Source organism: Lentzea sokolovensis (assembly GCF_033949975.1).
Classification (GTDB): Bacteria; Actinomycetota; Actinomycetes; order Mycobacteriales; family Pseudonocardiaceae; genus Lentzea; species Lentzea sokolovensis.
Genome location: NZ_JAXAVU010000010.1, coordinates 819,216 through 837,897, shown reverse-complemented (window position 1 = coordinate 837,897; position 18,682 = coordinate 819,216). Strand labels below are relative to the sequence as shown.

Annotated in this window: 20 protein-coding genes; 14 read left to right on the top strand and 6 right to left on the bottom strand. The window is 69.0% G+C overall.

Features of this window, described 5'->3' with window-relative positions:
• Position 1 precedes the first annotated feature (1 nt).
• Together SK854_RS26020 and SK854_RS26015 are read left to right on the top strand one after the other, a co-directional pair.
• The gene (locus SK854_RS26020) at positions 2 to 637 is read left to right on the top strand and encodes a hypothetical protein (RefSeq protein WP_319977709.1); all 636 of its coding nucleotides are present in this window, start codon (positions 2 to 4) and stop codon (positions 635 to 637) included.
• 105 nt (positions 638 to 742) lie between these two features.
• Positions 743 to 1,549 (top strand): isocitrate lyase/PEP mutase family protein, encoded by an 807-nt coding sequence (locus tag SK854_RS26015; protein ID WP_319977708.1) that lies wholly within the window; start codon positions 743 to 745, stop codon positions 1,547 to 1,549.
• Here SK854_RS26015 and SK854_RS26010 read toward each other — a convergent pair.
• Complete coding sequence (locus SK854_RS26010; RefSeq protein WP_177320432.1) at positions 1,546 to 1,698, bottom strand: hypothetical protein; 153 nt, start codon at positions 1,696 to 1,698, stop codon at positions 1,546 to 1,548. The genes SK854_RS26015 and SK854_RS26010 overlap by 4 nt on opposite strands.
• A 64-nt stretch (positions 1,699 to 1,762) precedes the next feature.
• Positions 1,763 to 2,605, bottom strand: coding sequence for a DegV family protein (locus SK854_RS26005; RefSeq protein WP_319977707.1), 843 nt, complete (start codon positions 2,603 to 2,605; stop codon positions 1,763 to 1,765).
• A gap of 217 nt (positions 2,606 to 2,822) precedes the next feature.
• Between SK854_RS26005 and SK854_RS26000 the strand changes: the two genes are divergently transcribed.
• The 8 genes from SK854_RS26000 to mnmA all read left to right on the top strand — a co-directional run bounded on the left by SK854_RS26000 (position 2,823) and on the right by mnmA (position 10,449).
• Positions 2,823 to 3,605, top strand: coding sequence for an electron transfer flavoprotein subunit beta/FixA family protein (locus SK854_RS26000; protein WP_319977706.1), 783 nt, complete (start codon positions 2,823 to 2,825; stop codon positions 3,603 to 3,605).
• 13 nt (positions 3,606 to 3,618) lie between these two features.
• Entirely contained in the window at positions 3,619 to 4,572 is a 954-nt protein-coding gene (locus SK854_RS25995) for an electron transfer flavoprotein subunit alpha/FixB family protein (RefSeq protein ID WP_319977705.1), read from the top strand.
• Positions 4,573 to 4,764: 192 nt separating this feature from the next.
• The gene (locus SK854_RS25990; RefSeq protein ID WP_319977704.1) at positions 4,765 to 5,094 is read left to right on the top strand and encodes a hypothetical protein; all 330 of its coding nucleotides are present in this window, start codon (positions 4,765 to 4,767) and stop codon (positions 5,092 to 5,094) included.
• A 164-nt stretch (positions 5,095 to 5,258) separates the two neighbouring features.
• Complete coding sequence (locus tag SK854_RS25985) at positions 5,259 to 6,032, top strand: GNAT family N-acetyltransferase (protein WP_319977703.1); 774 nt, start codon at positions 5,259 to 5,261, stop codon at positions 6,030 to 6,032.
• Positions 6,029 to 6,901: a lysophospholipid acyltransferase family protein gene (locus tag SK854_RS25980; RefSeq protein ID WP_319977702.1), complete on the top strand. Its 873-nt coding sequence runs from the start codon at positions 6,029 to 6,031 to the stop codon at positions 6,899 to 6,901. The genes SK854_RS25985 and SK854_RS25980 overlap by 4 nt, the downstream gene beginning before the upstream one ends.
• Positions 6,858 to 8,201 carry an MFS transporter gene (locus tag SK854_RS25975; RefSeq protein ID WP_319977701.1) on the top strand — a complete coding sequence of 448 codons (1,344 nt, stop codon included), beginning with the start codon at positions 6,858 to 6,860 and terminating at the stop codon, positions 8,199 to 8,201. The genes SK854_RS25980 and SK854_RS25975 overlap by 44 nt, the downstream gene beginning before the upstream one ends.
• Complete coding sequence (locus SK854_RS25970) at positions 8,201 to 9,370, top strand: cysteine desulfurase family protein (protein WP_319977700.1); 1,170 nt, start codon at positions 8,201 to 8,203, stop codon at positions 9,368 to 9,370. The genes SK854_RS25975 and SK854_RS25970 overlap by 1 nt, the downstream gene beginning before the upstream one ends.
• Complete coding sequence (gene mnmA, locus SK854_RS25965; RefSeq protein WP_319977699.1) at positions 9,367 to 10,449, top strand: tRNA 2-thiouridine(34) synthase MnmA; 1,083 nt, start codon at positions 9,367 to 9,369, stop codon at positions 10,447 to 10,449. The genes SK854_RS25970 and mnmA overlap by 4 nt, the downstream gene beginning before the upstream one ends.
• A gap of 225 nt (positions 10,450 to 10,674) precedes the next feature.
• Here the strand turns inward: mnmA and SK854_RS25960 are convergent, their stop codons facing one another.
• A complete protein-coding gene (locus SK854_RS25960) occupies positions 10,675 to 11,526 on the bottom strand; it encodes a serine/threonine dehydratase (protein ID WP_319977698.1) in 852 nt (283 codons plus the stop codon).
• Complete coding sequence (locus tag SK854_RS25955) at positions 11,523 to 12,026, bottom strand: DUF6584 family protein (protein ID WP_319977697.1); 504 nt, start codon at positions 12,024 to 12,026, stop codon at positions 11,523 to 11,525. The genes SK854_RS25960 and SK854_RS25955 overlap by 4 nt, the downstream gene beginning before the upstream one ends.
• 36 nt (positions 12,027 to 12,062) lie before the next feature.
• On the opposite strand from SK854_RS25955, the gene SK854_RS25950 reads away from it, so the two are divergent.
• Both SK854_RS25950 and SK854_RS25945 read left to right on the top strand, forming a co-directional pair.
• Positions 12,063 to 13,205, top strand: a complete 1,143-nt coding sequence (locus SK854_RS25950) for a hypothetical protein (RefSeq protein WP_319977696.1) — start codon at positions 12,063 to 12,065, stop codon at positions 13,203 to 13,205.
• On the top strand, positions 13,202 to 13,642 hold the full coding sequence (locus SK854_RS25945) for a hypothetical protein (RefSeq protein WP_319977695.1): 441 nt from the start codon (positions 13,202 to 13,204) through the stop codon (positions 13,640 to 13,642). Before SK854_RS25950 ends, SK854_RS25945 begins: the two co-directional genes overlap by 4 nt.
• On the opposite strand, the gene paaI is transcribed toward SK854_RS25945, so the two are convergent.
• Together paaI and SK854_RS25935 are read right to left on the bottom strand one after the other, a co-directional pair.
• Positions 13,581 to 13,967: a hydroxyphenylacetyl-CoA thioesterase PaaI gene (gene paaI / locus SK854_RS25940; protein WP_319977694.1), complete on the bottom strand. Its 387-nt coding sequence runs from the start codon at positions 13,965 to 13,967 to the stop codon at positions 13,581 to 13,583. The two genes, SK854_RS25945 and paaI, sit on opposite strands and share 62 nt — an antisense overlap.
• A gap of 238 nt (positions 13,968 to 14,205) precedes the next feature.
• Entirely contained in the window at positions 14,206 to 15,543 is a 1,338-nt protein-coding gene (locus SK854_RS25935; protein ID WP_319977693.1) for a glycoside hydrolase family 18 protein, read from the bottom strand.
• A gap of 140 nt (positions 15,544 to 15,683) precedes the next feature.
• Here SK854_RS25935 and SK854_RS25930 point away from each other — a divergent pair, with 140 nt between their 5' ends.
• Positions 15,684 to 16,733, top strand: a complete 1,050-nt coding sequence (locus SK854_RS25930) for a methionine synthase (RefSeq protein WP_406601827.1) — start codon at positions 15,684 to 15,686, stop codon at positions 16,731 to 16,733.
• A 91-nt stretch (positions 16,734 to 16,824) separates the two neighbouring features.
• Positions 16,825 to 18,678 carry a glycoside hydrolase family 9 protein gene (locus SK854_RS25925; protein WP_319977691.1) on the top strand — a complete coding sequence of 618 codons (1,854 nt, stop codon included), beginning with the start codon at positions 16,825 to 16,827 and terminating at the stop codon, positions 18,676 to 18,678.
• Positions 18,679 to 18,682: the final 4 nt, after the last annotated feature.

The following is an 18,682-nucleotide window of genomic DNA, read 5'->3' as shown; positions in this document are numbered from 1 at the left end:
AATGGCAGGGGCAGTCGGGATCGTCTTCGGACTGTGCGTGCTGTCCTTCACGTTGGGGGCAGCCCTCATGTACGTGCTGGTGCGGCGCCGCGAGGACTCGGCACCGGACGTGTCTTCGCCGTCGGAGGCGCCGGCCGAGCGGACGTGGGTGGAGAAGCCCGTGACCGTCGAGCCGGTGGACGACGAGTACGACACGAGGCCGATTCACCGCAATCCGGTGATGGGGCTGCGGCAGCTGGAGCCGCGGCTGGAACCGGCGCTCGCGTCGCTGGCCGAACCGGTCGCGGAGTCGGTCGCCGAACCGGAGCCTGTCGCCGAAGCAGCTGCCGAGCCGGAGCCTGTCGTGGCCCCCGAACCAACCGTAGTGCCGAGCACCGACAGTCCTGAGGCCGTCGAAGCCGTCGCCCAGGTAGCCGCCGAAGAGTCGGTCGCCGAGGAGCCTGTCGCGGAACTGGTCGAGGAATCCCAGCCCGAAGCCGAACCGGAGCCCGCCCCGCCGCCCGCGGTGCAGACCGCGCTGCCCCCGCCCGCCTCACCCCAGCCCGCCGAGCACACGACGTGGGTGGAGCGCGAGGACTTCCGCCAGCGCTACCTCCGGACGTTCGAAGAGGTGCGCCGCAAGGCGGGCAGCAACTGAGCGCGGCAACTGAGCGCGGCAACCGAGTGGGCTGTGTCGGAAAGTCATCGGTTCACGTCCGAAACTCGCCGGAAAGATGTCGGTGCCTGCTGATATCAATCGATCATGACTTCCGCCACTGATCGCACGAAGCTCTTCCACGCCCTCCACCGGTCCGGTCCGCTCGCCCTCCCCAACGCCTGGGACGTCGCCTCCGCCCTCATCGTCGAGGCGGCCGGGGCCAAGGCCGTCGCCACCACGAGTGCCGGAGTGGCGTGGAGTCTCGGTGCCCCGGACGGCGACGCGCTCGACCGCGATCTGGCCATCGAGCTCGTCGCCAGGATCGCGAAGGCGGTCAGGGTGCCGGTGACCGCGGACATCGAGTCCGGTTTCGGCAGGGACGCGAAGGAGGTCGGCGAGACGGCGAGGGCCGTCGCCGAGGCCGGCGCGTCCGGCGTCAACATCGAGGACGCTTACGGCGCAGGACTCCGTGACGTGCGGGAGCAGCAGGAGCGGCTGAAGGCGGCACGCGAAGCGGCGCCGGATCTCTACATCAACGCGAGGATCGACGTGTACCTGCGCGGCATCGGTGAGCCGCAGGACCGTCTTCAGCACACGCTGGACCGCGCGAAGGCGTACCTGGAGGCGGGCGCGAGTGGCATCTTCGTGCCGGGAGTGACCGACCTCGACACCGTCGAGGAACTGGCCGGGAAGATCGACGCGCCGTTGAACGTCCTGGCGGGTCCGGGTGCACCCGCGGTCCACGAGCTGGGGACCGCGGGCGCTGCCAGGATCAGCGTCGGCACCGCGCTGGCGTCAGCGGCTTACGCGACGGCCAAGAGGGCGGCCGAAGAGCTGCTGTCGAAGGGCACCTATGACAGCACCGAAGAGGGTCTGGGCTACGGCGAGCTGAACGCACTCTTCAAGGATTAGTGCTTCTTGCCACCGCGGAGCTTGCGCAGCAGCTGCTCGGCCTGCGCGCGCTTGCGCGGGTCCTGAGCCATCTGCCGTGCCTTGGCTTGGAGCTTGTGGCCCTGCGGACTGCGCAGGAACCTGGTGATCTTGTCCATGAAACCGGCCATCGGTCCTCCAGGTGTCCGTTACGTCCACTTCAACGGACGGAACAGCACCCGGAGTTCCCGAGGGTCACACCGGCGAAACTGTGATGCCCAGCGCGCCGGGGCCCACGTGGGCGCCGATGGCCGAGCTGACCTGCGTCAACATGAACTGGCGGACGTTGGGCACGCCGGTCCGGAGCTTGCGCAGCAGGCGGGCTGCCTTCTCCGGGGCGTCGAAATGTTCGACGGCCACGTCCACGGTGTCGGTGCCCGCGCGCTTGATCGCGATGTCCAGCATCCGGTTGAGGGCGCGGTCGGCGCCGATCACCTTGTCGAGCGGCGTGATCTGGCCGTCGGCCATCGTCAGCAGCGGCTTCATCGACAGCACACCGCCGACCAGTGCGGCGGCGGCGCCGATGCGGCCGCCGCGGCGCAGGTACTCGAGCGTGTCGACGTAGATCAGCTCGGTGGATCTGTCGAAGCGCCGTTGGGCGGTCGCGAGCACCTTCTCCACGTTGCCACCCGCCTCCGCCACCTTCGCGGCGGCCTGGACCGCGTAGCCGATGCTCATCCCGCAGGTGTGGGTGTCGACGACGTGCACGGGCACGCGGACCTTGGCAGCGGCTTCCCTGGCCGCCTCCACGGTCGCGGACTGGCGGCTCGACACGTGCACGGACACGATCGAGCGAACGCCCGACGCGGCCAGCTCGTTGTACGTCCAGAAGAACGCGCCCGGATCGGGGGGAATCGTCGCGACGGGCACGTTCGAACGCATGGCCGAAACCAGGTCCGGGACCGGGATGCGGGACTCGTCGTCGGTGTGGTCGCCGATCCGCACCTGGATCTGCACCACTTCGATGCCGAGTCGATCAGTCAGCTGCGCCGGGAGGCAGGCCGTGGAGTCGGTCACGATAGCTACTCGCCGGTACATGTCAGCGCAGCCTAGACCCCCGAATGGGTTACGTCTCAAAAGGTGGCGCCACCGGGTGAGAACCATCACGCTTGCGGGGTGCTTGCTGGCGTTTGCAGGGGTGCTACTGGCGGGTAACATCCGGTTTGATGGCAGGGTCGTGAACACTCGGCGGCGCAGTCCCTAGAGTCCTCCGCGCAAGCGTCGCCGCCCGTCCGCAGGAGGTCGAAGAGGACCTATGAACATTGTTGTCCTGGTCAAGCAGGTGCCTGACACCTGGTCCGAGCGCAAGCTCACCGACGCCGACCACACCCTTGACCGCGAATCCGCGGATGCCGTGCTCGACGAGATCAACGAGCGCGCCGTCGAAGAGGCCCTGCTGCTGCAGGAGGCCCACGGTGGCGAGGTGACGGTGATCGCGATGGGTCCCGACCGCGCTACCGACGCCATTCGCAAGGCGCTGTCGATGGGTGCCGACAAGGCGATCCACGTGAGCGACGAGGCGTTGCACGGCTCGGACGTGCTGGCGACGGCGAAGGTCCTCGCGAAGGCGATCGGCACGGTCGAGAACGTCGACCTGGTCATCGCGGGCAACGAGGCGACCGACGGCCGCGCGGGCGCTGTCCCGGCCATCCTCGCCGAGCTGCTCGGCCTGCCGCAGGTCACCCAGCTGCGCAAGGTCACGGTCGAGGGCACGACGATCAAGGGCGAGCGCGAGACCGACGAGGGCGTCGCGTTCCTCGAGGCGTCGCTCCCGGCCGTGGTCTCCGTGACCGAGAAGATCAACGAGCCGCGTTACCCGTCCTTCAAGGGCATCATGGCCGCGAAGAAGAAGCCCGTCTCCACGCTTTCCGTGGCGGACCTCGGCTTCGACGCGTCCGAGGTCGGCCTGTCCGGCGCGTGGACCCAGGTGCTGGAGGCGGCCCCCAAGCCGCCGCGCAGCGCGGGTCAGCGCGTCGAGGACGGTGGCGACGGCGGATCCAAGATCGCCGAGTTCCTCGTCGGCCAGAAGCTCATCTGAGGGAGGGGAAATCATGTCTGAAGTTCTGGTTCTGGTCGACCACGTCGACGGCGAGGTCAAGAAGGTCAGCTACGAGCTGCTGACGGCCGCGGGCCGCCTGGGCACCCCGGCCGCGGTGGTCGTGGGCGCACCCGGCACCGCGTCGAAGATCCGCGAGTCGCTGGGCAAGTACGGCGCCGCGAAGGTCTACGCCGTCGAGTCCGACGACGCCGCCGGCTTCCTGGTGACCCCCAAGGTCGACGCGCTGGCCGCTCTCGCCCCGAACGCGTCCGCGGTGCTCGTCTCCGCGACGATCGAGGGCAAGGAGGTCGCGGGCCGTCTTGCCGTGCGTCTCGGCTCCGGCCTGCTCGTGGACGTCGTCGACATCGAGGCGGACGGCACCGGCGTGCAGTCCATCTTCGGTGGCGCGTTCGTCGTCAAGGCCAAGGTCGGCACCGGCACCCCGGTCATCACCGTCCGCCCCGGCGGCGTCGAGGCCGAGGAGTCCGCGGCGGACGCCGTGCTGGACGAGTCGGTCTCCATCTCCGTGGACGCCGCCAAGTCCGCCCGCGTGACCTCGCGCGAGGCCATCACCGGCGGCGACCGCCCGGAGCTGACCGAGGCCTCGGTCGTCGTCTCCGGTGGCCGCGGCGTCGGCTCGGCCGAGAAGTTCTCGACCGTCGAGGAGCTGGCGGACTCGCTGGGCGCCGCTGTCGGTGCCTCGCGCGCCGCCGTCGACTCCGGCTACTACCCGCACCAGTTCCAGGTGGGCCAGACCGGCAAGACGGTCTCGCCGCAGCTGTACGTGGCGCTGGGCATCTCCGGTGCCATCCAGCACCGCGCGGGCATGCAGACCTCGAAGACGATCGTCGCGGTCAACAAGGACCCCGAGGCCCCGATCTTCGAGATCGCCGACTTCGGTGTCGTGGGCGACCTGTTCAACGTCGCGCCGCAGCTGACCGAAGAGGTCAAGAAGCGCAAGGGCTGAGCACAGCTCTCTCCGGATGGCCGTCCCGCAGCAGCGGGGCGGCCATTCGCCGTTTCCGGGGAGGAACGGTGGATGGTGGCCGGACGAGACTCACCGGCGGGTTTGTCCGGTTCGTGATGCTAAGTGTCGTCAGTGGTTTGTCAGGGGTTTCGCGAAGTCTGTCCGCATCGAAACCGATCTAAGGGGATCAAAATGGGGCAGCTCAAGCGCATGACGACCGTGGTGCTCGGCTTGGCCGTGGCCGCCGGATTCATGACGATCGCCGCCGCGCCGGCCAGCGCGGACCGGCCGTGCACCGGTCGTCAGCAGAAGCTCTACTTCATGGGGGAGAAGGACGCGAACTTCGGCGGTAGCGGCATCGTGACGCTTCTCAACTGTCACGCGACCAAGCGCAGCGCCAGCATCGACGTGTCGCGCGGGTTCGACCCGGACTGCAAGAGCATTCCGTTCGGTGAAACCCGCTCGTTCGAGTACAACCGGCTCAAGGGCATCGCCTCGTACAACAAGCCGAAGTGGTGCTGATCGACCCCACGCAGCACGAAGGCCCCTCCCCGAAACGACCCGGGGAGGGGCTTGTCGCAACTCCGCCCACCCAGACGCGACCACCAGCGGTTAACCCGACTGCCACTGACCAGACATCGTTCTGACCTGCTGCGATTAGCCGACCCGGCTTCACCCTGGTTCGCATGACGCAGCCGGAACTGCTTGTCAGCACCCCCGCCCAGCAGGGCGCGGACGCTCCCCGCTACTCCCTCCTCGTCGCCCGTGACAGCGCGGAGGTCGTCGCCGCGCAGAGACTGCGCTACGAGGTGTTCGCCGGTGAGATGGGGGCGACGCTGCACACCGGCGTGCCCGGCCACGACGTCGACGAGTTCGACCAGTACTGCGACCACCTCGTGGTGCGCGACGACCGCACCGGCGAGATCGTCGGCGGGTACCGGATGCTGCCGCCGGAGCGCGCCAGGGAGGCCGGGCGGCTCTACGGCGACGGCGAGTTCGACCTGACCAACCTGAACGACATCCGCAGCTCCACGGTCGAGACCGGCCGTTCGTGCGTGCACCCCGAACACCGCAACGGCGCCGTCGTCAGCCTCGTGTGGGCGGGCATCGCGCGGTACATGCTGCTCAGCGGCCACAAGTGGCTCGTCGGGTGCGCGTCGATTCCGCTGCAGGACGGCGGCACCTTGGCGGCCGGTGTGTGGGACACGGTGCACGCCAAGCACTACGCGCCCGAGCAGTACCGGGTCACGCCGCACAACCCGTGGGACGTCGACGCGGTCGCACGGCCCGACAAGACCGTGTTGCCGCCGCTGCTCAAGGGCTACCTGCGGCTCGGCGCCAAGATCTGCGGACGGCCCGCGCTCGACGCGGACTTCGGCGTCGCCGACCTCTTCATCCTGCTCGGCATGGACCACGTGGATCAGCGCTACCTGAAGTTCTTCCTGGGGGAGACGTCATGAGCCACGCCTGGATGCCTGCGTCGCCGTGCGGTGACGGGTGCGTCGGCAGCACACCGCAAGAAGTCGCCAAGCTCCGGCAGGTCTGGCGGGCCGTCACGGCCGTCACCGCGATCCTGTGCGGCGCGTGGATCGCCCTCGCACTGCTCCTGCCGGGCAAGCAGCGCGAAAGCGTTGTCCGGCTGTGGTTCCACGCCATCCTGCGGGCGTTCGGCGTGAGGCTGGAAGTCCACGGCGCCAGGAAGTTCCAGGAGATCCCGAAGCGTGGCGTGCTCGTCGCGAGCAACCACGTGTCGTGGCTCGACGAGCTCGCGATCGACTCGGTGCAGCCCGTCAAGATCGTGGCCAAGAAGGACATCAAGAACTGGCCCGTGCTCGGCCCGATCATCACGGCGGTGGGCACGGTCTACCTCGACCGCGAGAAGCTGCGCGAGCTGCCGCGAACCGTGAACGAGCTGGCCACCACGCTGCGCAACGGCAGCGCGGTCGCCATCCACGCCGAGGGCACGACGTGGTGCGGGCTCGCGTCCGGGCACTACAAGCCGGCGTTGTTCCAGGCCGCGCTCGACGCCGGTGTGCCGGTGCGGCCGATCGTGCTGCGCTACCGGATCGGCGGCCACCTGACGACGCAGCCGGCGTTCGTCGGCAGCGACACCCTCATCGACTCGATCCGCCGGGTGCTCAAGGCCCGCGATCTGGTCGTCGAGGTCCACGTGCTGGACGAGATCGCTCCCGGACGCGCAGGCACCCGACGGGAACTGGCGAAACTTGCCGAAGAGCAATCAAACCGCTTGACCTCGACCGAACTGGAGATTGCACCATCTACAGGTGACTCTCACCGCGCGCGAACCATCACGCCTCTGGTCGCCTGAACGCCGCTGGCCCACGACGGGCATCCTCCTGCTGGTCACCCTCTTCGCCTTCGAGGCGATGGGTGTCGGCACGGCGATGCCCACGATGGTCCGCGAGCTGAAGGGCGAGGCGCTGTACGCGTGGCCGTTCCTCGCGAACCTCGCGGCGAGCGTCATGGCCACGGTCTTCTCCGGACGGCTGTCGGACCGCAGAGGCCCCAAGCCCGCAATCCTGATCGGCGTGGTGCTGTTCCTCGCCGGGCTCGTGGTCGCGGGCGTCGCCGAGAACATGGCGGTGTTGCTCGCCGGCCGGGTGCTGCAGGGCTTCGGCGTGGGCTTCCTGATCGTCGCCGTGTACGTGCTGATCGCGGTCGCCTACCCCGAGGACAGCCGGCCCGCCGTGTTCGGCGCGCTGTCCGCGGCCTGGGTGATCCCATCGCTGGTGGGGCCGGCGGTCGCGGGCTGGGCGACCGAGCACCTGAGCTGGCGGTGGGTGTTCCTCGGGATCATCCCGCTCGTGCTGCTCGGGATCGTGCTGCTCGTGCCGGTGCTCAAGAAGCTCCCTCCGCACGCCGAGACCCCGCCGATGAGGAAGTACCTGCCGCTCGCCGCCGTGGCCGTGGGTCTGGGCGTGGTGGGCCTGAGCTGGGGTTTGCAGCACCGCACGTGGTGGCTGATCGCCGTGGCGTTGCTGCTGCTGGCACCCGCGCTGCGCGTCCTGCTGCCCAAGGGCACGCTCCTCGCCCGCCGCGGCCTCCCCGTCACGATCCTCGCGCGCGGCCTGCTCGCGGGCACGTTCTTCGCGGTCGAGGGCTTCATCCCGCTGACGCTGTCCGTCGTGCACGGCTACTCGCCCCTGGAGGCGGGGATTCCGCTGACGCTGAGCGCGCTCGGCTGGGCGAGCGCGTCGATGTGGGCGTCGAGGCACCCCGAGATCGAACGTCACACGCTCGTCCGCACCGGGTTCCTGTTCGTCGCGACCGGTGTCGCGGCCGTGACGCTCATCGCACCCACGTGGGGCCCGGCCTTCCTCACGCCGGTCCTGTGGGCTGTGGCGGGCGCGGGCATGGGCATGGCGACGTCCAGCGTCGGCGTGCTGATGATGGCGGCATCACCCGAGGCCGACCGGGGTTTCAACTCGGCGGCGCTGCAGATCTCGGACATGCTGTTCTCGGCGACCATGATCGGACTCGGCGGTGTGCTCGTCGTGGCGACGGCGCCGACCGCGGGCGTGGTGGTGCTCAACCTGTCGATGGCGGCGTTGGCGGTGGTGGGAGCGATTCTGACCGGGCCCCGCATGCGGGCTACCCTTGAGACCTGATGGCTTATCTCGACCACGCGGCCACGACCCCCATGCACCCGCAGGCGGTCGCGGCCATGACCGAGGCGTTGTCCACCACGGGCAACGCCTCGTCGCTGCACACCTCCGGCAGGCGGGCGCGGCGGGCGATCGAAGAGGCCCGCGAGAACATCGCCGACGCCCTGGGCGCCCGGCCGTCCGAGGTGCTGTTCACCGGCGGCGGCACGGAGAGCGACAACCTCGCGGTCAAGGGCATCTACTGGGCGAGCGGCCGTCGCCGTGTGCTGGCATCGGCCGTGGAGCACCACGCCGTGCTGGACGCCGTCGAGTGGCTTGAGCAGCAGGGCGCCGAGGTCACCTGGCTGCCCACCGACCGCTTCGGGCGAGTCTCCCCGGAGTCGGTGGCCGAGGCGCTGGACGACGACGTAGCGCTCGTCACCACGATGTGGGCGAACAACGAGGTCGGCACCATCAACCCCGTGCACGACATCGCCGCCGTGTGCGCCGCACGCGGTGTGCCGTTCCACACGGACGCCGTGCAGGCCGTGGGCGCGGTCCCGGTCGATTTCGCCGCTTCCGGCGCCTCCGCGCTGACCATGACCGGCCACAAGGTCGGCGGGCCCTACGGCATCGGCGTGCTGCTGCTCGCACGGGACGTGAAGTGCACGCCGTTGATGCACGGCGGCGGCCAGGAGCGTGACGTCCGGTCCGGCACCCTCGACGTGCCGTCGATCGTCGGCCTGGCGCGCGCGGTGCGGATCTCGGTGGAGGAACAGGCTTCCCGGGCCGCCGAGATCGCGGCGTTGCGGGACGAACTGATCGCGTCGGTGCGCGCGGTGGTGCCGGACGTGATCGTGAACGGCGACCCGGCGTACCGCCTGCCCGGCAACGCGCACCTGACGTTCCCCGGCTGCGAGGGCGACAGCCTGCTGATGCTGCTCGACGCGCGCGGCGTCGAGTGCTCGACGGGCTCCGCGTGCACGGCCGGCGTCGCGCAACCGAGCCACGTGCTGCTCGCGATGGGCGTCGAACCGGCGTTGGCGCGCGGATCGCTGAGGTTCTCGCTCGGGCATACGTCGACCCGAGCGGACGTTGAGAAGCTGGTGTCGGTCATCGGACCGGTGGTGGAGAGGGCCCGCACGGCGGGCCTGGCAGGCATGAGGCGGTCCCGGAAGGTGGTCAAGCAGTGAAGGTCCTCGCGGCGATGAGCGGTGGTGTCGATTCCGCGGTGGCGGCGGCACGCGCCGTCGAAGCGGGACACGACGTGACGGGCGTGCACCTGGCGTTGTCGGCGAAGCCCGGCACCCTGCGCACGGGCGCCCGTGGCTGCTGCACGATCGAAGACGCCCACGACGCCCGCCGCGCCGCGGACCTGATGGGCATCCCGTTCTACGTCTGGGACTTCGCCGAGCGCTTCACCGAAGAGGTCGTGGAGGACTTCGTCGCGGAGTACGCGGCAGGTCGCACGCCGAACCCGTGCCTGCGCTGCAACGAGCGGATCAAGTTCGAGGCGTTGCTGGACAAGGCGATCGCCCTCGGCTTCGACGCCGTCTGCACCGGCCACTACGCGCGCCTGGAGATGGTCGACGGCCGTCCCGAGCTGCGCCGTTCCGCCGACATGGGCAAGGACCAGTCCTACGTGCTGGCGTCGCTGACCGCGGACCAGCTCGCGCACGCGATGTTCCCGCTGGGCGATACGCAGAAGGACGACGTGCGCGTCGAGGCGGCGTCTCGCGGGCTTTCCGTCGCGAAGAAGCCGGACAGCCACGACATCTGCTTCATCCCGGACGGTGACACGCAGAAGTTCCTGGCGGGCCGCATGGAGACCAAGCCGGGCCTGCTGATCGACGACGCGACCGGCGCGGTGCTGGGCCGCCACGCGGGCGTGCACGAGTTCACCGTCGGGCAGCGCAAGGGCCTCGGCATCGACGGTCCCGCCGCCGACGGCCGGCCGCGGTACGTGCTGGCGCTGGAGCCGGTGTCCGGGAACGTGCGGGTCGGTGCGGTCGAAAAGCTCGCGGTGACCGGGATTTCCGCTTCGTCGCCGGTCTCGCACGTCGAGCTGGACGGACCCGTCGAGTGCGTCGCGCAGGTGCGCGCGCACGGAGGCACGGCTCCGGCCGTCGCCGAACTGGTCGACGGCGTGTTGCGGGTGCAGTTGCGGGAGCCGTTGAAGGGCGTGGCGCCCGGTCAGGCCGTGGCGATCTACCGCGAGGACGCGGCGGGCGACATCGTGCTGGCCAGCGCGACGATCGACGCGACCAGCTAATTCGCTTGTAGGGCTGGGAAAGCGGATCTAGCGTTCGCGGCGTGACGTTCATCGACACGGCGTTCGCCGACACGCAGGACCTCGCGGTGCGGGCTCGCAGCGCGTTCCGGTGCTTCGTCAGCCCCGCGGACCGGCGGAAGCTGATCGGTCGTGCCCGGCGCAACGACGAGCCGGTGTGGGTGGTGTCGCCGCTGCGCCGCCTCGGGGCTCGCCGGTTCCGCCGGACTAGCTGGGACGCCACTCCGAATTCGCTCCGCACAGGAGCACGCAGGGCAGCTCACTCGACACATCGCCCCTGAGGAACGAGGCGAACGCCGCCGCACCGGCGGGTTCGACCGCGATCCTGAACTCCTCCCACAGCCGGTCGCGCGCCGAGAGGATCTCCGCGTCGGTGACCAGCGCCGAGGAAACGTTGTGCTGCTTCAGGATTTCCAGTGACAACGAGCCCGCACGCGTGGCGCCGAGCGCGTCGGCGGCGATGGAGTTGACCACGGAGTCGACGGGTTCGCCGGCCTCCAGGGCGTTGTGCATCGCGCAGCAGTTCTCGGGTTCGACGGCGACGACGTGCCGTCCGCCGGACGCCAGCGCGGCACCCGCGACGAGTCCGCCGCCGCCGACCGCGACGAAGATCGTGTCGACGTCCGGGGCGTCCTCGACGATCTCCTGCGTGACCGTGGCCTGGCCCTCGATCACCGTCCGGTCGTTGTACGCCTCGATGTACGGCAGATCGAGCTCGCGGGCGGCCGCGGCGGCTTCGGCGTAGGTGTTGCCGTGACGGATCAGCTTGGCGCCCAACGCTTCGATGCGCCTGGTCTTGGTCTCGGGCGCGGTCACCGGGACGAACACGGTGGCGTGTGCGCCGAGCAGCTGGGCGGCCTGGGCGACGGCGATGCCGTGGTTGCCGCCGGACGCGGTGACGACCTCGGAGACGTTGAGCGACAGCAGGGTGTTGACGGCGCCACGCAGCTTGAACGAGCCGGTGAGCTGGAGGTGCTCCAGTTTGAACACGAGCGGTCGACCGTCTGCTGACACGCGCATGATCGGGGTCCGGCGGACGTACCGCGACAGCGTTCTCATGAGACCAGCTTCCACAAGAACTGCACGAGAGTCACGAGACCCAGCAGGAAACACACCAGGACGAACGTGCCGCCGGCCATGACGACCAGGCAGGCGCCCCAGGACGTCTCCTCGTTCGGCGTCGCGTCGAGTTCGTGCTGCAGTTCGACCCGCGCCTCCAGGTACAACGCGGCGAGGCGGGTGCGGGCGGTCTCGGTCGGCGCCTCGTCGACGCGGCCCTGCCATGAGAGCGCGACCAGACGGGCGTCTGCGCGGCGGTAGGCGCGTTCGAAGGCCACGAGTTCCTCGGGGTCGCGGTCCTCGGAGAGATAGGTCCAGCGACCTGCCTGTGCCGGCTGGCCGAGCACCCGGTAGACCTCGGCGAGACGTTCCCTGAGGTCGAGCCGCCGCGGGTAGGTGCCGACGAGTCCGGCGACGCGCTGACGTGCGCTGAGCACGCTCGCGAGGTCGCCTCTTCGTAGCTCCTCGGCCGCTTTGTGGAGCGTCAGCTCTACCGGCATGAAGATTAGTTTTGCAGGTAGGGCTAGCTTTGACCCGTGTTCGGCCTATCGCTGCTGGTCTCCGGCCTCGCCTGGTGGCTGGGTCTGTACCTGCTCGCCCGCGACCCTCGCAAGCCGCTGCTGTGGTGGGCGGGCGCGGGGATGATCGGCTATTCGGCGGCCGTCGTGGCGCCACATCCCGTGGTCATCGGGGTACCGGCGCTGGCCTGGACGGGTGCGGTCCTGTTGCTCTGCCGGCCCGAGTTGATCAGGTGGTGGCTGCTCGCACTGCTGCCGTTCTTCGCCGCGTCCTTCTTCGTGCCATGGATCGCATTGCTTCCCATGGCCGTGGCCACGGTTCTAGCCATAAGAAAACGTGCTTACTTTTCACTCGTTGGGGTGATGTTCGGCCTTTCCGCGGGTGCGTTCCTGCTGGGCCTGCTGCCCGACGCGATCACGCTGCCGTCGCTCGGGTTCGACGTGGTGGTGTTCGGCGTGCTGGTCGCCGTCACCGACGCCGTCGAGGAGGGCGAGTCGATCCGCGCGGACATGCTGCGGTCGTTCGTGATCTCGGCCTTCACGGCGGTGCTGTTCGGGTCGCAGGTGATCTTCTTCGGTGGGCAGGAGTTGCTCGTCTTCACGACGGTGGCGGCGGCGATCGCGGTCCAGGTGCTGGCGAACCCGCTCGCCTTGTTGGTCGACCGTCTCGCCGTGCCCGCGGTCGCGGCGGAACGCGCCGAGCTCCGTGACGCCGCCGAGTCGTTGCCGAAACGCCGGCCGCTGGTGACCGAGGACGAGGCGGAGTTCGCCCGGCTCACCCGCAAGGCTCTGAGCCATTACGGCGATCTCGGAAAACTCGTCGCGAGCCCGTTGATCGCACTGACCGACGAGGGTCCGCCGCTGGATCGAGCCGCGCAGTTGAAGAGCATGCTGCTGGCTTCCATTCAACGACTCAAGCCTCTTGGCGGCGATTTCGGCACGAGCGACGAATGGCGTTACTACAACGCCGTGTACTTCTACTACGTCAAGGGAATCCGCCCCTATTCGGTCCGGACCAAGCGCGAGGACCTCGACGCGGAGGACCGCCGCGCGCTGCAGTGGTTCGTGACACAGGTCCCCGAACGCACGCTCCACAACTGGCAGAACGCCGCCGCACGCCTGGTCGCGGCGGACCTGATGGCAGGAGTTGGCAGCGCTTGACGTGGTGTTGGCAGCGTTGGGCGGGCCATGGTCGGGCCATGTTGAAATTCGCCTTGAAACTCGACGGTGTCGCTTCGTTCGCACTCGGCCTGCTGACCCTGCTGATTCGCCCGGAAGTCGGAATGCCGGTGGGCTGGCAGATCGGACTCGGTTCTTTCTGCGTGATCTACGGCGTGGGCGTGTTCTTCCTGGGAACCCGCGCCACGCCTGACCGCCGAATCGTGCTGCTGGTCATCATCGGAAACCTGGTCTGGGCCGCCGACAGCATTCTGGCCGCGGAAATGAGCTGGTTCCCGCTCACCGGCGCCGGCGTCGCGCTGGTGCTGGCTCAGGGACTCGCGGTGCTCGGCTTCGCGGTGCTGCAGTTCATCGGCCTCAGGAGCGCAGGGTCCGCGACCGACCGCGGAACTCAGCCACGATCTCGCTCCCACGCCTGACCGTGATGTCGTAGATCCCGCTCCGGCGGAACCGGGTCCGTTCCACCGCCTCCGCCACCAGCTCGTCGCCCTCGTGCACGGGCCGGATGAAGTCGATCTCGGCCGTGGCGGCGACGGTGACGGACCCGGCCCTGTTGCAGGCGCAGGCGAACGCGCTGTCCGCCAGCAGGAACACATAACCACCGTGCGCGATGCCGTGGCCGTTGATCATGTTTTCCGCGACCGTCATCCGCAGCGAGGCATAGCCGTCGCGCAGCTCGACGGGCTCGATGCCCAGGGCGGTGGACGCCTTGTCGGCGGCGAGCATCTCGGCAGGACCATTCATTCGTGGCAGCGTAATCACTCTGAAGGTGGTGTCACGCAGCGTTCGAGCCGCCTTACTGTCCGACAGGCTTGATCGCTCAACATCGGAGGTGGGCACCATGGGTGGTTGTTCTTGCTGTGGCGGTTGCACGGGTCCGGGCTGCGGTTGCTGCAGCTCTTGCTGAGCGCTTCAACGGAATGAGGAAGGCCGTTGCGGGGACGGAAGTTCCCGCAACGGTCTTCGCTCCGCAGGGGCGAAATCAGCCCGCGTAGGTCTTGAACATGTTCGTGAATTCCCAGTTGGCCTGCGAGATTCCACTGCACGTGGGCGAAACACCGCCGCCGGGGCACGAACCGTTGTCGCGGCCGGCCGACCAGAACGCGATCCGTCCGACGTGGTTGGCCTTCGCGTAGTCGACGACCTTGCGCGCGTCGGCCTGCGTGGTCGTCGGGCCGGTGTCGTTGCGTCCGATCATCGGCGTGAGGCCCAGCAGTGCCTTCAACTGCGCGTCGGACTTCGACGGCCAGATGGCGCGCATCTGTCCGAGGGTGGCGGTGGCGGCGTTGACCATCGCGTCGCCCCAGCTGCCCGTGTAGCCGAAGTTCATCAGCATCGGGTTCACGAGGACGTTGACGCCCTTGGCGGCCGCGTCCTTCAGCACGTCCACCGAGTACGGGTCCATGCCGTAGTCCTGGCCCTGGATGCGCATCGTGTAGCTGACGGTGGTGCCGCGGGCGTCCTGCAGCTTCTTCAGCGCCGCGTTCACGGTGGCCTGCGGGATCGTGGCTTCCACGTCGACGTCGATGCTGTTCGAACCCACGGCGTCGAGCACGGCCACGTAGGCGTTGTACAGCGAGTCGACGGACGTGCAGACGTGCTCCAGGTACGGGCCCATGGCGCCGCCGGTCGCGACGATGACGCTGCCGCCTTGGGCCTTCAGGGCCTTCGCGTCGTTCACGATGCGGCTGTCGTTCAACGGCACCGTGCCGCCCCACGCGGGTGCGCAGCCAGAGGACGAGCCCAGCGCGAACGCGAGCGTGAAGTGCTTCTGGCCGGTCGCGTTGGCCACGTCGACGAGTGACGGCGTCGGCATGGTGATGTCGATGTACGGAGCGACGAGCGCGCTACCGGGCGTGGGCGGCACATCGGACGTCGTGGTGGTGGTCGGCCCGGTCGTTGTCGTGGTCGTCGTGGTGGTCGTGGTGCCACCACCGCCGCCGCACGGAACGCCGTTGAGCTTGCAGTTCGTGGGCAACGCCGAGCCGCTCACCAGGAAGCCGAAGCTGGTCGAGGCACCCGCGGCGACGTTGCCGTTGTACTCGCGGTGGGTGAACGTGTGGTGGTTGCCGCTGCTGGTCGCCGTGGCGTCCCAGTACGAGCCGAGGGTCGCGCCGGCGAGGTCGAACTCCAGCTTCCAGCCGGTCAGCGCGGTCGTGCCCGCGGTGATCGTGAACTTGCCCTGGTAGCCGGAGCCCCAGCTCGAGTCCTGGCTGAACGCGGCGGATTCACCGGCCGCGGAGGCGGTGGGAGCCATGGCGACGAGTCCGGCCACCAGTGCGGTGGCGGCCCCGGCGGCGAAAAGCGCAAAGCGGGCCATCGGGTGTGGTCCTTCCGGCAGGGGAGGAAGGGAGTGGTGCAGGACCACGGGGCGCGTCGCGGTCCTGCACCACGTGCAGGGAGGCGCCCGTACGTTCAGCGCCTGCTCAATCACGGTAAGTGGCCTAGACCACAGCGTCAATGGGTCTAGACCTCTTCTGTCTGCCGGACAGTGGAACAATTCGGCGGGTGCGTGGAGCAACTGGAATCGGATCGCTGCCCGGAACCGACATCGACGAGGCGGCGCGTGTCGTCGTCGGAGAACTGCCTGAGCTGCCGCACGTCCCGGAGCTGCCTGGCCGGGGAGTCGGCGCGGACATGATCGGGCGCACCGCCGGCCTGCTCGTCGACCTCGCGATCGAGGTCGTCACCTCCGGCTACCGGGTGAACCCGCGCCCCGGCCGTGACCACCGCCGTGCCGTGGATCTGCTGCGAGGTGACCTGGACGCGTTCGACGAGGCGTTGGAACGTGCCGGTGCGCAGCCCGAGACGGTCAAGGTGCAGGCCGTCGGGCCGTGGACGTTGATGTCGAACATCGAACTGATGCGCGGCCATCGGGTGCTCACGGACCCAGGTGCGGTCAAGGAGTTCGCCGCGTCGCTCGCCGAGGGCCTCCAGCAGCACGCGGCCGAGGTCGCCAAGCGCACCAAGGCGAAGGTCGTCGTGCAGATCGACGAACCGGGCCTGCCGGCCGTGCTGCAGGGCCTGCTGCCGACGCCGTCCAAGCTCGGCACCGTGCCCGCGGTGCCGGGACCGGACGCGCGCAACGTGCTCGCCGTGGTGATCGAGGCCTTGAAGGACCACGAGGTGATCGTGCACTGCTGCGCGCCGCACCCGCCGTTCACGCTGCTGCGCGAGGCGGGCGCGACGGCCATCTCGTTCGACGCGACGCTGATCAAGGGTGCAGAGGCGCTCGACGAGATCGGCGAGACGTGGGAGGCGGGTACGACGCTGGCGCTCGGCCTGGTGCCGAGCCTCGACCCCGGCGTGCCGGTCGCGTTGAAGGACGTCGGGCAGCGGGCGTTCATGCTGGTGGACCGTCTCGGCTTCCCGAGGTCGATCCTCGCCGAGAAGGCGCTGCCCACTCCGACGTGCGGTCTAGCGGGTGCTACGTCCACTTGGGTCAAACGCGCGCTGGCTCTGACCCGTGACCTCTCCTCGTCATTTTTGGAGCCGCCTGAGGGCTGGTGATGTCCGGTTTGTGCGGCTAGTCTGCTGCGAACTATTAGGAAACTTTCTTAACCGAAGGCCAATCGCCGGGCCTGGACCGGGAGTTCCCCACATGCGCATCAGACTCGCGGCACTCGTCGCCGCAGTGCTCACAGGCGTGGTCGTGGCGCCTGCACAGGCCGCGCCCACCGGCCAGATCCGGCTGGATCAGGTCGGGTTCGGCACCTCCGAGCAGAAGCACGCCTACGTGCTCGGAGGCGCCGCGAACACCAGGTTCTCCGTCGTGGACAGTCGCGGCCGCACCGTGCTCACCGGTAGGACGGGCGCCTCGACGGGCTCGTGGAGCGAGAAGTTCCCCGCGGTGCACCCGATCGACTTCTCCAAGGTCAGGGCGCCGGGAACGTACCGGATCAAGGTCGGCACGACGACCTCGCCGGCGTTCAAGGTCGACTCGCTGAAGAAGCTGTTCTCGCCGGTCGCGCACAACACCGTCGAGTTCTTCCAGGCGCAGCGAGACGGCGCCGACGTCGTCCCTGGCAGGCTGAACCGCAAGCCCGCCCACCTCACCGACCGCGAGGCGCTCGTCTACGAGACGCCGGTGTTCGCGGGCGAGGGCGGTGACCAGATCGCGGCGCCGTTGAAGCCGACGGGCGCGAAGGTCGACCTCGAAGGCGGCTGGTTCGACGCGGGTGACTTCGTGAAGTTCACGCACGCCTCGTCGTACTCGACCGCGTCGATGCTGCTGGCGTTGCGCAACAAGCACAACGACGCCCTCTACGACGAGGCCAAGTTCGGCCTCAAGTGGCTCGACAAGGCGTTCGACGAGAAGACCGGCACGCTCTACGCGCAGGTCGGCATCGGCACGGGCTCCGAGGAGTTCGGCTTCGTCGGCGACCACGACGTGTGGCGCCTGCCCGAGGCCGACGACAAGCTGAACGTGAAGCCGGGCGACAGCGAGTACTTCATCAAGTACCGCCCGGTGTTCCGCGCGAACGCCGCCGGCGAGAAGATCAGCCCGAACCTCGTCGGCCGCGTGGCCGGGTCGTTCGCGCTGGCCGCGCAGATCGCGGCCGACCGCAACCCGCGGGTCGCGCGTTCGTACCTGGACAAGGCCGCGCAGCTCTTCGCCCTGGCCAAGACCTCGGACGTCGGCGAGCTCGTGACGGCGTTCCCGCACGCGTACTACCCGGAAGAGTCGTGGACCGACGACATGGAGTTCGGCGCCACCCAGCTCGCCCTGGCCGCGAAGGCGTTGCACGACAAGCGCTACAGCCAGTTCGCGAAGGCCGCCACGCACTGGGCCAAGGAGTTCCTGGCGACGCAGGACCCCGACACGTTGAACGTCTACAACATCTCCGCGCTCGGCCACGCCGACCTCGCGCCGTTGCTGAAGAAGGGCATCCCTGGCGCCGAGGTGACCGAGAAGCAGGTCGTCGGCGACATCCAGCGCCAGCTGCAGAAGGGCGCGGACGCGGCCAAGACGTCGCCGTTCCGCACCGCCGCCAACGTCGAGACCTGGGACGTCGGCTCGCGCACGTTCGGGTACATCACCACCGCCGCGCTGTACGAGAAGGTCACCGGCGACAAGTCGTACGAGACCTTCGGCACCCAGCAGCGGGGCTTCGCCCTCGGCACCAACGCCTGGGGCACGTCGCTGATCGTCGGCGTCGGCACGAAGTTCCCCGAGTGCCCGCACCACCAGGCCGCGAACCTCTCGGGTTCGCCCAACGGCGGCTCGAAGGTGCTGGTCGGCGCCGTGATCAACGGCCCGAACGACGCCACCCTGTTCGGCGACCTCGGTGACATGCCGGCGGGTTCCGTCGACTGCACCAAGCCCTACACGCTCGAGTTCAACTCCGAGAAGTCCGTGTTCGCCGACGACCTGCGCTCGTGGCCGAGCTCCGAACCGGCCATCGACTTCACGGCGACGGGAGTGCTCGGCTTCTCGCTGATCGCGAACTCCTGAGTGG

Bases quoted from the DNA above. Each gene is read 5' to 3' on its own strand.
- SK854_RS26020 (WP_319977709.1), top strand. From the start codon at position 2: ATGGCAGGGGCAGTCGGGATCGTCTTCGGACTGTGCGTGCTGTCCTTC.
- SK854_RS26000 (WP_319977706.1), top strand. From the start codon at position 2,823: ATGAACATTGTTGTCCTGGTCAAGCAGGTGCCTGACACCTGGTCCGAG.
- SK854_RS26005 (WP_319977707.1), bottom strand. From the start codon at position 2,605: ATGTACCGGCGAGTAGCTATCGTGACCGACTCCACGGCCTGCCTCCCG.
- SK854_RS25970 (WP_319977700.1), top strand. From the start codon at position 8,201: ATGGCTTATCTCGACCACGCGGCCACGACCCCCATGCACCCGCAGGCG.
- SK854_RS25980 (WP_319977702.1), top strand. From the start codon at position 6,029: ATGAGCCACGCCTGGATGCCTGCGTCGCCGTGCGGTGACGGGTGCGTC.
- SK854_RS25985 (WP_319977703.1), top strand. From the start codon at position 5,259: ATGACGCAGCCGGAACTGCTTGTCAGCACCCCCGCCCAGCAGGGCGCG.
- SK854_RS25930 (WP_406601827.1), top strand. From the start codon at position 15,684: ATGGGTCTAGACCTCTTCTGTCTGCCGGACAGTGGAACAATTCGGCGG.
- SK854_RS26015 (WP_319977708.1), top strand. From the start codon at position 743: ATGACTTCCGCCACTGATCGCACGAAGCTCTTCCACGCCCTCCACCGG.
- paaI (WP_319977694.1), bottom strand. From the start codon at position 13,967: ATGAATGGTCCTGCCGAGATGCTCGCCGCCGACAAGGCGTCCACCGCC.
- SK854_RS26010 (WP_177320432.1), bottom strand. From the start codon at position 1,698: ATGGCCGGTTTCATGGACAAGATCACCAGGTTCCTGCGCAGTCCGCAG.
- SK854_RS25990 (WP_319977704.1), top strand. From the start codon at position 4,765: ATGGGGCAGCTCAAGCGCATGACGACCGTGGTGCTCGGCTTGGCCGTG.
- SK854_RS25995 (WP_319977705.1), top strand. From the start codon at position 3,619: ATGTCTGAAGTTCTGGTTCTGGTCGACCACGTCGACGGCGAGGTCAAG.
- SK854_RS25960 (WP_319977698.1), bottom strand. From the start codon at position 11,526: ATGAGAACGCTGTCGCGGTACGTCCGCCGGACCCCGATCATGCGCGTG.
- SK854_RS25935 (WP_319977693.1), bottom strand. From the start codon at position 15,543: ATGGCCCGCTTTGCGCTTTTCGCCGCCGGGGCCGCCACCGCACTGGTG.
- SK854_RS25925 (WP_319977691.1), top strand. From the start codon at position 16,825: ATGCGCATCAGACTCGCGGCACTCGTCGCCGCAGTGCTCACAGGCGTG.
- SK854_RS25955 (WP_319977697.1), bottom strand. From the start codon at position 12,026: ATGCCGGTAGAGCTGACGCTCCACAAAGCGGCCGAGGAGCTACGAAGA.